This is a genomic window from Salmonella sp. SSDFZ54 (genome assembly GCF_004010735.1).
Taxonomy (GTDB): Bacteria; Pseudomonadota; Gammaproteobacteria; order Enterobacterales; family Enterobacteriaceae; genus Salmonella; species Salmonella enterica.
This window is the reverse complement of record NZ_CP034819.1, coordinates 559,484-571,717: the sequence shown is the minus strand read 5'-3', so window position 1 is coordinate 571,717 and position 12,234 is coordinate 559,484. Positions and strand designations below refer to the sequence as shown.

General features: G+C 51.5%; 13 protein-coding genes. 10 read left to right on the top strand and 3 right to left on the bottom strand.

Translation table 11 applies throughout. The annotated features are described in order from the left end of the window. Nucleotides 1-234: 234 nt before the first annotated feature. From lepA to acpS, 7 genes are all read left to right on the top strand, one after another. A complete protein-coding gene (gene lepA / locus EOS97_RS02665; protein WP_000790154.1) occupies nucleotides 235-2,034 on the top strand; it encodes a translation elongation factor 4 in 1,800 nt (599 codons plus the stop codon). Between the two features lie 16 nt (nucleotides 2,035-2,050). Then, nucleotides 2,051-3,025, top strand: coding sequence for a signal peptidase I (lepB, locus tag EOS97_RS02660; protein ID WP_000002559.1), 975 nt, complete (start codon nucleotides 2,051-2,053; stop codon nucleotides 3,023-3,025). 273 nt (nucleotides 3,026-3,298) lie between these two features. Further along, complete coding sequence (gene rnc / locus EOS97_RS02655) at nucleotides 3,299-3,979, top strand: ribonuclease III (RefSeq protein WP_001068341.1); 681 nt, start codon at nucleotides 3,299-3,301, stop codon at nucleotides 3,977-3,979. Then, nucleotides 3,976-4,881, top strand: coding sequence for a GTPase Era (era, locus tag EOS97_RS02650; protein ID WP_000102227.1), 906 nt, complete (start codon nucleotides 3,976-3,978; stop codon nucleotides 4,879-4,881). The genes rnc and era overlap by 4 nt, the downstream gene beginning before the upstream one ends. A gap of 11 nt (nucleotides 4,882-4,892) precedes the next feature. Further along, on the top strand, nucleotides 4,893-5,621 hold the full coding sequence (recO, locus tag EOS97_RS02645; RefSeq protein WP_000399380.1) for a DNA repair protein RecO: 729 nt from the start codon (nucleotides 4,893-4,895) through the stop codon (nucleotides 5,619-5,621). Between the two features lie 11 nt (nucleotides 5,622-5,632). After that, the gene (gene pdxJ, locus EOS97_RS02640) at nucleotides 5,633-6,364 is read left to right on the top strand and encodes a pyridoxine 5'-phosphate synthase (protein WP_000818970.1); all 732 of its coding nucleotides are present in this window, start codon (nucleotides 5,633-5,635) and stop codon (nucleotides 6,362-6,364) included. Then, nucleotides 6,364-6,744 (top strand): holo-ACP synthase, encoded by a 381-nt coding sequence (gene acpS / locus EOS97_RS02635; RefSeq protein WP_000986043.1) that lies wholly within the window; start codon nucleotides 6,364-6,366, stop codon nucleotides 6,742-6,744. The genes pdxJ and acpS overlap by 1 nt, the downstream gene beginning before the upstream one ends. A 111-nt stretch (nucleotides 6,745-6,855) precedes the next feature. On the opposite strand, the gene EOS97_RS02630 is transcribed toward acpS, so the two are convergent. Both EOS97_RS02630 and EOS97_RS02625 read right to left on the bottom strand, forming a co-directional pair. Next, complete coding sequence (locus EOS97_RS02630) at nucleotides 6,856-7,116, bottom strand: YfhL family 4Fe-4S dicluster ferredoxin (RefSeq protein WP_001196291.1); 261 nt, start codon at nucleotides 7,114-7,116, stop codon at nucleotides 6,856-6,858. Between the two features lie 37 nt (nucleotides 7,117-7,153). Further along, on the bottom strand, nucleotides 7,154-8,080 hold the full coding sequence (locus EOS97_RS02625; protein WP_001022463.1) for a LysR family transcriptional regulator: 927 nt from the start codon (nucleotides 8,078-8,080) through the stop codon (nucleotides 7,154-7,156). A 115-nt stretch (nucleotides 8,081-8,195) separates the two neighbouring features. Here EOS97_RS02625 and EOS97_RS02620 point away from each other — a divergent pair, with 115 nt between their 5' ends. Beyond that, nucleotides 8,196-9,392, top strand: a complete 1,197-nt coding sequence (locus tag EOS97_RS02620) for an OFA family MFS transporter (RefSeq protein ID WP_001276364.1) — start codon at nucleotides 8,196-8,198, stop codon at nucleotides 9,390-9,392. 21 nt (nucleotides 9,393-9,413) lie between these two features. Next, nucleotides 9,414-10,331 (top strand): oxidoreductase, encoded by a 918-nt coding sequence (locus tag EOS97_RS02615; protein ID WP_000684021.1) that lies wholly within the window; start codon nucleotides 9,414-9,416, stop codon nucleotides 10,329-10,331. A gap of 38 nt (nucleotides 10,332-10,369) precedes the next feature. Here EOS97_RS02615 and EOS97_RS02610 read toward each other — a convergent pair whose 3' ends face one another. Next, a complete protein-coding gene (locus tag EOS97_RS02610) occupies nucleotides 10,370-11,218 on the bottom strand; it encodes a MurR/RpiR family transcriptional regulator (protein ID WP_000995703.1) in 849 nt (282 codons plus the stop codon). A gap of 115 nt (nucleotides 11,219-11,333) precedes the next feature. Between EOS97_RS02610 and murQ the strand changes: the two genes are divergently transcribed. Continuing rightward, nucleotides 11,334-12,227, top strand: a complete 894-nt coding sequence (gene murQ, locus EOS97_RS02605) for an N-acetylmuramic acid 6-phosphate etherase (RefSeq protein ID WP_001048535.1) — start codon at nucleotides 11,334-11,336, stop codon at nucleotides 12,225-12,227. The last annotated feature ends 7 nt before the right edge of the window (nucleotides 12,228-12,234 follow it).

Genomic DNA, 12,234 nt, shown 5'->3' with positions numbered 1-12,234 from the left:
TACACCTGCCGCGTTGGGTTGTTGTCCCGATCAACATGCGCTTTTCCTGCGTTGCGGTGTTTTACAGGAAAAAGCGAGGCGTTTTCCAGTTCCCGCTCTCCTTACACTATGAACATTTCCTCGCCTTAGCGTTGTAGTGTAGAATGCGGCGTTTCAGTTAAAACAGACGTTAAGCTCAGAACAGCGACCTCTAAAGTCTGGTCAACCAGGCGTAAGGCATAATAATTTATCTCTATGAAGAACATACGTAACTTTTCGATCATTGCTCACATTGACCACGGTAAATCGACGCTGTCTGACCGTATTATCCAAATCTGCGGTGGCCTGTCTGACCGTGAAATGGAAGCTCAGGTACTTGATTCGATGGATCTTGAGCGTGAGCGCGGTATTACTATTAAAGCCCAGAGTGTGACGCTGGATTTTAAAGCGTCTGATGGTGAAACTTATCAACTGAACTTTATCGACACGCCGGGACACGTTGACTTTTCCTATGAAGTTTCCCGTTCGTTAGCCGCCTGCGAGGGCGCGCTGCTGGTGGTGGATGCCGGCCAGGGCGTAGAAGCGCAAACGTTGGCGAACTGCTACACCGCGATGGAAATGGATCTTGAAGTGGTGCCGGTGCTTAACAAGATTGACCTGCCGGCCGCCGATCCGGAGCGTGTGGCGGAAGAAATCGAAGACATTGTCGGTATCGATGCGACGGACGCGGTACGCTGCTCCGCCAAAACGGGTGTCGGCGTGACGGATGTTCTGGAACGCCTGGTGCGCGATATCCCGCCGCCGCAAGGCGATCCGGACGGCCCGCTGCAGGCGCTGATTATTGACTCCTGGTTCGATAACTACCTGGGCGTGGTATCGCTGGTGCGTATTAAAAACGGCACCATGCGTAAAGGCGACAAAATTAAAGTGATGAGCACCGGGCAGACCTACAACGCTGACCGCCTGGGGATTTTCACGCCGAAGCAGGTTGATCGTACCGAGCTGAAGTGCGGCGAAGTAGGCTGGCTGGTCTGCGCCATTAAAGATATCCTCGGCGCGCCGGTTGGCGATACCTTAACCTCAGCGCGTAACCCAGCGGAAAAAGCGTTGCCGGGCTTTAAGAAGGTGAAACCGCAGGTCTATGCAGGTCTGTTCCCGGTCAGCTCCGACGATTATGAAAGTTTCCGCGACGCGCTCGGCAAGCTGAGCCTGAACGATGCCTCACTGTTTTATGAACCGGAAAGCTCCTCGGCGCTGGGCTTTGGTTTCCGCTGCGGCTTCCTCGGCCTGTTGCACATGGAGATCATTCAGGAGCGTCTGGAACGCGAATACGATCTGGATCTGATCACCACTGCGCCGACCGTGGTGTATGAAGTAGAAACAACGGCGAAAGAGACTATCTATGTTGATAGCCCCTCCAAGCTGCCGCCGTTGAATAACATTTATGAACTGCGCGAGCCTATCGCCGAATGTCATATGCTGTTACCACAAGCCTATTTAGGTAACGTTATTACGCTGTGTATTGAGAAACGCGGCGTACAAACTAACATGGTATATCACGGTAACCAGGTCGCGTTGACCTATGAAATCCCGATGGCGGAAGTGGTGCTCGACTTCTTTGACCGTCTGAAATCAACGTCGCGCGGCTATGCGTCTCTGGATTATAACTTCAAGCGCTTCCAGGCTTCCGATATGGTGCGTGTTGATGTGTTAATCAACAACGAGCGTGTCGATGCGCTGGCGCTGATCACGCACCGTGATAACTCGCAAAGCCGTGGTCGCGAGCTGGTGGAGAAGATGAAAGATTTGATCCCACGTCAGCAGTTTGATATCGCGATTCAGGCGGCGATTGGTACGCATATTATTGCCCGTTCGACGGTAAAACAGTTACGTAAAAACGTGCTGGCGAAGTGCTACGGCGGCGATATCAGTCGTAAGAAAAAACTGCTGCAGAAACAGAAAGAAGGTAAGAAACGCATGAAGCAGATCGGTAACGTCGAGCTGCCTCAGGAGGCGTTCCTCGCCATTCTGCATGTCGGTAAAGACAATAAATAATCCCTAAGGAGTTGGCATGGCGAACATGTTTGCCCTGATTCTGGTGATAGCCACACTGGTGACGGGCATTTTATGGTGCGTTGATAAGTTTGTTTTCGCGCCAAAACGTCGGGCGCGCCAGGCTGCCGCGCAAACGGCGTCGGGAGATGCGCTGGATAACGCTACGCTCAATAAAGTGGCGCCTAAGCCGGGCTGGCTGGAGACCGGGGCGTCGGTTTTCCCGGTTCTGGCGATCGTTCTGATCGTTCGTTCATTTCTTTATGAACCCTTTCAGATCCCGTCAGGCTCAATGATGCCGACACTGCTTATCGGCGATTTTATTCTGGTGGAAAAATTTGCCTACGGCATTAAAGATCCGATCTACCAGAAAACCCTGATTGAAACCGGTCATCCAAAGCGCGGGGATATTGTGGTATTTAAATATCCGGAAGATCCTAAGTTAGATTACATCAAACGCGCAGTCGGTTTGCCGGGCGATAAAATCACTTATGATCCGGTTGCGAAAGAGGTGACGATTCAGCCTGGCTGTAGCTCCGGTCAGGCGTGCGAAAATGCGCTGCCGGTTACCTACTCTAACGTTGAGCCGAGCGATTTTGTACAGACTTTTGCCCGCCGTAACGGCGGAGAAGCGACCAGCGGTTTCTTTGAGGTTCCGCTAAACGAGACGAAAGAAAACGGCATTCGCCTGACTGAACGTAAAGAGACGTTAGGCGATGTAACCCACCGCATCCTGATGGTGCCGATAGCTCAGGATCAGTTGGGCATGTATTACCAACAGCCAGGACAACCGCTGGCGACCTGGGTTGTACCGCCGGGGCAATATTTCATGATGGGCGACAACCGCGATAACAGCGCGGATAGCCGTTACTGGGGATTTGTTCCGGAAGCGAATCTGGTCGGTAAAGCGGTCGCTATCTGGATGAGCTTTGACAAGCAGGAAGGGGAGTGGCCGACAGGCGTACGCCTGAGTCGTATCGGCGGTATTCACTAACTGTGACGAAATGATCGTTCACGCTGCCGTCTTTTTAGCGGCAGCGTGAATTATTTCCTGGATAAATTCCCTCAGACTAACGACATCCCCTGTCGTTGTGTATAGAATATTCCCCCGAAGTTTTAGGTTGGCGCCGTTTGGTCGCCACGGCACACGAAACAGCGTTGGTTATAGACAACCTTCTTTCCGCTGCAGCGATGCGGCAGGACAGATGACGTGTATCAGGTCTGTTTCGTGTGCTGGATTGTTGACGCATTCATTTATTGGTATCGCATGAACCCCATCGTAATTAATCGGCTTCAACGGAAGCTGGGCTACACTTTTAATCATCAGGAGCTGTTGCAGCAGGCATTAACTCACCGCAGCGCCAGCAGTAAACATAACGAACGCCTGGAGTTTTTAGGCGATTCAATCCTGAGCTTCGTTATCGCTAACGCGCTTTATCACCGTTTTCCACGGGTGGATGAGGGAGATATGAGCCGTATGCGCGCCACGTTGGTACGTGGTAATACGCTGGCGGAATTAGCCCGTGAGTTTGATTTAGGCGAGTGCCTGCGTTTAGGGCCGGGCGAATTAAAAAGCGGCGGATTCCGTCGGGAGTCCATTCTGGCGGACACCGTTGAAGCGTTAATCGGCGGAGTATTTCTCGATAGCAATATCCAGACCGTCGAGCAGTTAATCCTTAACTGGTATAAAACCCGTCTGGATGAGATAAGTCCGGGCGATAAACAAAAAGATCCTAAAACGCGCTTGCAGGAGTATTTGCAGGGTCGCCATCTGCCGCTGCCATCTTACCTGGTTGTGCAGGTGCGCGGCGAGGCGCACGATCAGGAATTTACTATCCACTGCCAGGTCAGCGGCCTGAGCGAACCGGTGGTTGGCACGGGTTCCAGCCGTCGTAAGGCGGAGCAGGCTGCCGCCGAACAGGCGCTGAAAAAACTGGAGTTGGAATGAGCACTGACAAAACTTACTGCGGATTTATTGCCATCGTCGGACGTCCGAACGTTGGCAAATCCACCTTGCTGAACAAACTGCTTGGGCAGAAGATTTCGATCACTTCCCGTAAAGCGCAGACCACGCGCCACCGCATTGTCGGTATTCATACCGAAGGCCCGTATCAGGCAATCTATGTCGATACCCCGGGACTGCATATGGAAGAAAAGCACGCCATTAACCGTTTGATGAATAAGGCGGCGAGCAGTTCGATTGGCGACGTTGAGCTGGTGATTTTCGTTGTGGAAGGCACCCGTTGGACGCCGGACGACGAAATGGTCCTGAACAAACTGCGCGATGGCAAAGCGCCGGTTATTCTCGCCGTTAACAAGGTGGATAACGTGCAGGAAAAAGCCGATTTGCTGCCGCACCTCCAGTTCCTGGCAAGCCAGATGAACTTTCTTGATATCGTACCGATCTCTGCTGAAACGGGTATGAACGTCGATACCATTGCCGGTATCGTGCGTAAACATTTACCGGAAGCGATTCACCACTTCCCGGAAGATTACATCACCGATCGCTCTCAGCGCTTTATGGCGTCTGAAATCATTCGTGAAAAGCTGATGCGTTTTCTCGGCGCCGAGCTGCCGTATTCCGTTACCGTTGAGATTGAACGTTTTGTTACCAACGAACGCGGCGGCTATGATATCAACGGGCTGATCCTCGTCGAGCGCGAAGGGCAGAAGAAGATGGTGATTGGCAACAAAGGCGCCAAAATCAAAACCATTGGTATTGAAGCGCGTAAAGACATGCAGGAGATGTTTGAAGCGCCGGTACACCTGGAACTGTGGGTGAAAGTGAAATCCGGCTGGGCCGATGACGAACGCGCTCTGCGCAGTCTCGGTTACGTAGACGATCTGTGAGTTAACACAGCGTGGAAGGGTGGCAGCGCGCATTTGTCCTGCACAGTCGCCCCTGGAGCGAAACCAGCCTGATGCTGGACGTCTTCACGGAAGAATCGGGGCGAGTGCGCCTTGTCGCCAAAGGCGCGCGATCTAAACGTTCCAATTTGAAAGGCGCGTTACAGCCTTTTACACCGTTATTGTTACGCTACAGCGGACGCGGCGAGGTGAAAACCCTGCGCAGCGCCGAGGCAGTTTCTCTGGCGCTGCCGTTAAGCGGTATTACGCTCTATAGCGGCCTGTACATCAACGAACTCCTCTCTCGCGTACTGGAATATGAAACGCGCTTCTCCGAACTCTTTTTTGATTATCTGAACTGTATTCAGGCGCTGGCGGGAACCACCGGCTCGCCTGAACCGGCGTTGCGACGTTTCGAACTGGCGTTGCTGGGACATCTGGGGTATGGCGTCAATTTCACCCACTGTGCAGGCAGCGGCGAACGGGTGGATGACACCATGACCTACCGTTACCGCGAAGAAAAAGGCTTTTTCGCCAGCGTCGTCATCGATAACAACACCTTTACCGGACGGCACCTGAAAGCGCTGGAGGCGCGGGAATTTCCGGATGTAGATACCCTGCGTGCCGCTAAACGCTTTACCCGTATGGCATTAAAGCCGTATCTTGGGGGAAAACCGTTAAAAAGCCGGGAGCTGTTCCGGCAATTTATGCCCAAACGCACAGTAAAAACGAAGAAAGATTAACGAGGATTGTCATGGCTGAATTACTGTTAGGCGTCAATATTGACCACATTGCCACGTTACGTAATGCGCGCGGCACCGACTATCCGGATCCGGTACAGGCGGCGTTTATTGCTGAACAGGCAGGCGCGGACGGCATTACCGTACACCTGCGCGAAGATCGTCGCCACATTACCGATCGCGATGTGCGCATTCTGCGTCAGACGCTGCATACGCGTATGAATCTGGAGATGGCGGTGACCGAAGAGATGCTGGCGATCGCCGTAGAAACCAGGCCGCATTTCTGTTGTCTGGTGCCGGAAAAACGCCAGGAAGTCACCACCGAAGGCGGTCTGGATGTGGCCGGACAGCGCGATAAAATGCGTGATGCCTGCGCGCGCCTGGCGGCGGCTGGCATCCAGGTTTCGCTCTTTATCGATGCCGATGAAAGGCAAATCAACGCGGCGGCGGAAGTCGGCGCGCCGTTTATCGAAATCCATACCGGCTGCTATGCCAACGCAGAAACCGATGCGGAACAGGCAAAAGAGCTGGCGCGTATTGCCAGCGCCGCGACCCTGGCGGCCCGTCTGGGGCTAAAAGTAAATGCGGGTCATGGCCTGACCTACCATAACGTCAAAGCTATTGCCGCACTTTCGGAAATGCACGAGCTCAATATCGGTCATGCCATTATTGGTCGGGCGGTGATGACGGGGCTGAAAGAGGCGGTGGCTGAAATGAAACGTTTGATGCTGGAAGCGCGCGGCTAATGGCGATTCTCGGCCTGGGAACGGATATTGTAGAGATTGCCCGCATTGAGGCAGTGATCTCCCGTTCCGGCGAACGTCTGGCAAGGCGTGTGCTCAGTGACAACGAGTGGGCTATCTGGGAGACGCATCAGCAGCCGGTGCGTTTTCTCGCCAAGCGTTTTGCGGTCAAAGAGGCGGCAGCGAAAGCTTTTGGCACCGGCATCCGCAACGGTCTGGCGTTTAATCAGTTCGAAGTGTTTAACGATGAGCTGGGAAAACCACGTTTGCGGCTGTGGGGCGAGGCGTTAACGCTGGCGGAAAAACTCGGTGTGGCGCACATGCATGTCACGTTAGCCGATGAACGCCATTACGCCTGCGCTACGGTCATTCTGGAAAGTTAGATTTGCCGGATGGCGGCGTAAACACGTTATCTGACCTACAGGCCGATATATTGTCGGCCTGATAAGCATAGTGCCATCAGGCATTGTTGCGTTGGAAGTGCGTTAACCCGCTTACAGTTTATCTGCGTGATGCATCAGAACAAACTTATCCCACAACTGTTCTTCGGTTTCGACATGGGCGGGATCCTGCAAAATCGTATTGGGGATCGGGCAGACTTTCTGACAGGTCGGCGTTTCGTAATGGCCTACACACTCGGTGCATTTGTCGCTGTTAATCTCATAAATGCTGTCGCCCATTGAAATCGCCTCATTCGGGCACTCCGGCTCGCACATATCGCAATTGATACATTTTTTGGTGATTAACAGCGCCATCAGGAAATTCTCAGAAACAACACAAATCGGGCGGGCATTATACGCCTATTTTCTGCTCGGGCCAGCTCTTTTCTGGCGCTGATTTGTTATCTACAGTGTAAAAATTTTTGATCTGCTTGAGCAGGCAGATGGTTGCGTTATCCAGTGAAAGGTCATTACTGTGCACCAGCATGACAGGAATAAAGAATGCGGGGATGCCCAGTGAAACCAGGCGAACATTTTTGGGTGTCGATAAATGGGTTAGCGAGCGGGTAATAAATGCGATGCCAATCTGCGCTTCGGCATACTCAAGGCATGAGTAGTGGTTATCCAGTTCGCAGATGACGTTAGGAACGACTTTGCGGTTATTAAATTCAGTGGTGATGATCCCTCTTAATAGCAGAGAGTCATTAAGCACGATAATGGGCTGGTCGTTTAAATCTTTTAGATGCAGACGTTCGCGTGTCGCCAGAGGATGAGAAAGTGGGATTGCAGCGATAATTTCATCTTCAAACAGCATGGTCGAGCTTAGCTGGGCAGGGAGCGCTGTTCGATAAACAATGCCAATATCAACGGCGCTATCCGTCAGTTTTTTAATGGTTTGCTCAGTTGAGAACTCTTTAACATTTAAAGATATTTCCGGATGGTGCGCCATAAAGTTGCGAAAAGCGGGCAGGACCAGGTAGCTGCCTGACACCCCGATTGAAATAGTATCGCGCTGTTGGTCCTGATAGGGAAGAAGTTCATTTTCGGCATTTTTTAAATCCAGCATTATTTTGTTAGCGTGTCGTTGCAAAATAATGCCTGCTTTTGTTAATTTAATTCCTCTACCTTTTCGCTTAAATAATATTGTTTTAAGTGATGACTCAAGTTGTTTGATTTGCTGACTTAATGATGGCTGAGTGATAAACAGGCGACTGGCTGCCCGACCATAATGTAATTCATCACACAATATCAGGAAGGAGTGTAGTTGTTTGATATTCATTAAAATTTAATGCCAATCGATTGGGTTTTGTTATAACGATTATAAAAAATACCAAATTGTTTGCCTATTTTGCTTTTTTTAAACTGTGATCAGTGCATTTTAAAAAGGGAAAATTATGTCGGCATCAATCAACCGCTGGGGAATGCTTGCCGCTCACGTGTGCATCAATTTTGTGCTCGGGGGCGTCTACGCATTTAGCTATTTCAAAACACCACTCATGGCGCAATATCACTGGGATCCGGCTACGCTGGCGTTAGCATTCTCTATCAACATGGGGATCATTCCTTTACCGATGATTTGGGGCGGGAGAATGATCGACAATGGTAAAGGAAAGCAGGCGATAGTTATCGGCGGTATCCTGTTTTCTTTAGGTTTTATCTTGTCCGGGTTTGTGGATAATTTGCCCATGCTGTTTTTAACCTACGGCGTCATTGCCGGGTTGGGATCGGGCCTGGCTTTTACGGGTAATCTTAATAATATTCTGAAATTTTTCCCTGACCGTCGCGGTCTGGCCAGCGGTATCGTACTGGCGGGTGTTGGCGTCGGGACGCTACTTTGCACCCGCCTGGCCGAATATTTTATGGCGCAAACTCACGATGTTAGTCGGGCGTTGTTATATCTGGGTATTGTTTATCTGGTGGTTATTTTTATCGTCCAGTTCTTTATTCGTAGCGCGCCAGCAAAAGATAGTGGAGGAATTAAAGCGTCGCCACTGGATAAAGACTATCGGCACATGCTGAAAGATCTGCGCTTCTGGCTGCTGTTTATGATTCTGGCGCTGGGCGTGTTCTCTGGGATGGTAATTAGCTCAAGTTCTGCGCAAATTGGTATGACGCAGTACGGTTTACTGTCCGGTGCATTAGTCGTTAGCCTGGTATCGATATTTAACTCAATTGGTCGCCTGTTCTGGGGAGGGTTAACCGATAAATTAGGCGGCTATAATACGCTGGTTATTGTTTACCTCTTTACTTGCTTGTGTATGCTGCTGTTATTTTTCTTCAATGGCAATACTTCGGTATTTTATTTCAGCGCTCTGGGCGTGGGCTTTGCTTATGCCGGTATATTAGTTATCTTCCCTGGCTTGACCAGCCAGAATTTTGGTATGCGTAACCAGGGGCTAAACTACGGCTTTATGTATTTTGGTTTTGCCGTCGGTGCGGTTATTGCTCCTTATGTAACGTCCGCTATTGCAAAATATACCGGAAGCTACAATACAGTATTTATTTTGACAACGGTGCTATTGCTTATTGGAGTCGTGTTGACCCTGATAACGAAGAAATATGTCGCAACGGTTTTAGCCAAAATTCATTAATCAGATAATAAGGAAATAAAAATGAAAATTGCAATCGCAGGTGCAGGCGCTATGGGATGTCGTTTTGGCTATATGCTGCTGGAGGCCGGGCACGACGTGACGCTTATTGATGGCTGGCAGGAGCATGTCGACGCTATTCGTAGCAAGGGGTTGTTTGTCGAAACGGAAACGACTCAGAAGTATTACCCCATCCCTGCTATGTTGGCTGATGAATCCCAGGGGGAGTTTGAGCTGGTTATTCTGTTTACCAAAGCCATGCAGCTGGATAACATGTTACAGCGTATCAAGCCGTTACTGCCAGCCGCGAAAGTGGTGATGATTTTATCTAACGGTCTGGGAAATATTGAAACGCTGGAGAAATATGTCGATCGGCAGAAAATCTATGCGGGTGTGACGTTATGGTCCAGCGAACTGGAGGGGGCTGGGCATATTATGGCCACCGGTACCGGAACGATTGAACTGCAGCCGATAGCCAGCCAGGATTCGGCTCAAGAGGCTAAGGTCATTGCCACCCTTAATAGCGCTGGATTGAATGCTGAAATAAGCCCTGACGTATTATTATCGATCTGGAAGAAAGCAGCCTTTAATAGCGTAATGAACACCTATTGCGCGCTACTGGATTGTAATGTCGGCGGATTTGGTCAGCGGCCTGGTGCTTTAGATTTAGCGCAAGCGGTAGTTGATGAGTTTGTGTTAGTTGCTGCCAGCCAGAATATTCCGTTGACTGAGCAAATGGTGATGAATACGGTGAAGAAAGTGTTCGATCCGCGTGAGAGCGGCCACCACTATCCTTCTATGCATCAGGATTTACATAAAGGCCGACTGACTGAAATCGACTATTTAAATGGTGCGATTGCGCGAATCGGCGCTCAGAACAATATTGCCGTACCGGTTAACACACTCCTGACGCAATTGATTCACGCGAAAGAAGCGCAATAAACTTGATGGCTCTTCTGCATGAGGCGGAAGAGTCATTTTCAAACCAGTTTTTTTACCAGCGCCTCGCTATGGCGAATACGCTCCGGCGCCCGCTCTAAATCCTGTTGTACCAGCGCCATAAACAGTAAGTCGGTCAACATCATTTGCGCATGTGTCGAGGAGATAGCAGCGCTGCGCGTCGCCTGCTCTTCAGCAATCGTATACAGACAGCGGGTGGCGCGCTGCTGCAAGGCGTTGGGAGAAAAACCGGTAATGGCCAGGATTTTCGCGCCTGCGCGTAATGTTTCGTCCGCCGCCAGGTTCAGCTCGCGCCGCTCCCCGGAATAAGAGATCGCCAGCAGCAGATCCTCCGGCGCCAGCGCCTGCACCGTTGCCAGCAGGGCGTGCATATCGCGCTCAACCACCGCGTTAATGCCAATCTTCAGTAGCTTCCAGGCAAAATTTTGCGCCACCAGCCCAGAGGCGCCAATCCCGGTGATCACAATACGTCGGGCGTGGCGCAGCATCGTGACGCTTTCTAACAGCTTTTCTTCACTGTTAACGTCCAGCGTGGCGTGCATCGCCGCCACATTCTCTTTAATTAATTTTTCTCCGACCAGGCGCATCGGATCGTCGCCGCGAATCTGGTTATGAACGGGAACGGAATGCGGATTAGGATTGCTGGCCAACGCTTCGCTGAGAGCCAGTTTCAACGCCGGAAACCCTTTAAACCCCAGTTTTTGCGCGAACTTGACTACGCTGGATTGGCTGACGCCCGCTTCGGCCGCCAGTTGCTGTGAGCTCAGATGCCGCGCCGTATCCGGTTGCGCGAGCAGATAATCCGCCAGTTTCCTGTCGCTTTGCGCGAGATCCGGATAACGCTGGCGAATACGAATCAAACAGTTCATGGGCAGCTCCTGCGAAACGTGATGGCGACGACAAAACGAAATTTCACTCGCCTGGGGGAATATTCTATTCCATCATGGACGCTTATTATGAATTAAAAATTCCAGAGGGACAAAAATGAATCTCGGTACCTTAGTGTCTGAAACCCGTAACCCGCAAACGATGGATCTGGATGCGTTGCCTACTCCTGAATTAGTTAAGCGTTTTAATGAACAGGATACGCGGGTAGCGGAAGCAGTAAAAGCCACTCTGCCTGACGTTGCGCGTGCGGTGGATGCCGCTGCGGCGGCGCTGAAGTCTGGCGGACGTATCATCTATATGGGCGCGGGCACCAGTGGTCGGCTTGGCGTACTGGATGCCTCAGAATGCCCCCCGACGTTTGGCGTTCCGCACGGTCTGGTCGTCGGGCTGATTGCCGGTGGGCCGGGCGCGTTGCTGAAAGCGGTCGAAGGCGCGGAAGACAGCCAACAGGCAGGCGAAGACGATCTTGTCGCGCTAAATCTGCAAGAACAGGATCTGGTCGTGGGGCTCGCGGCGTCGGGTCGTACACCCTATGTGATTGGCGGCCTGCGCTATGCGCGACAGTCCGGTTGTACCACTGTTGCCGTCTCCTGTAATCCAGATTCGCCTATTGCGCGGGAGGCTAATATCGCCATTTCGCCCGTTGTCGGGCCGGAAGCGCTTACCGGCTCCACGCGGCTGAAATCCGGCACCGCGCAGAAAATGGTACTCAATATGATTTCTACCGGCGCGATGGTGAAGTTTGGCAAGGTCTATCAAAACCTGATGGTGGATATGAAAGCCACCAACGTCAAACTGGTCGATCGCGCGTGTCGGATGGTCGTTGAAGCGACCGGGATAGGTCGTGAAGAGGCGGAAACGTTGCTGAAACAGACCGATTTTGAGGTTAAGCCCGCCATTTTGATGGCGCTTACGGGGCTGGATGCTGCAGCCGCCAGGGAAAAACTCGCTGCTCATCAGGGCTTTTTAAGGGCGGCGTTAGAACACTAAAGAGGTG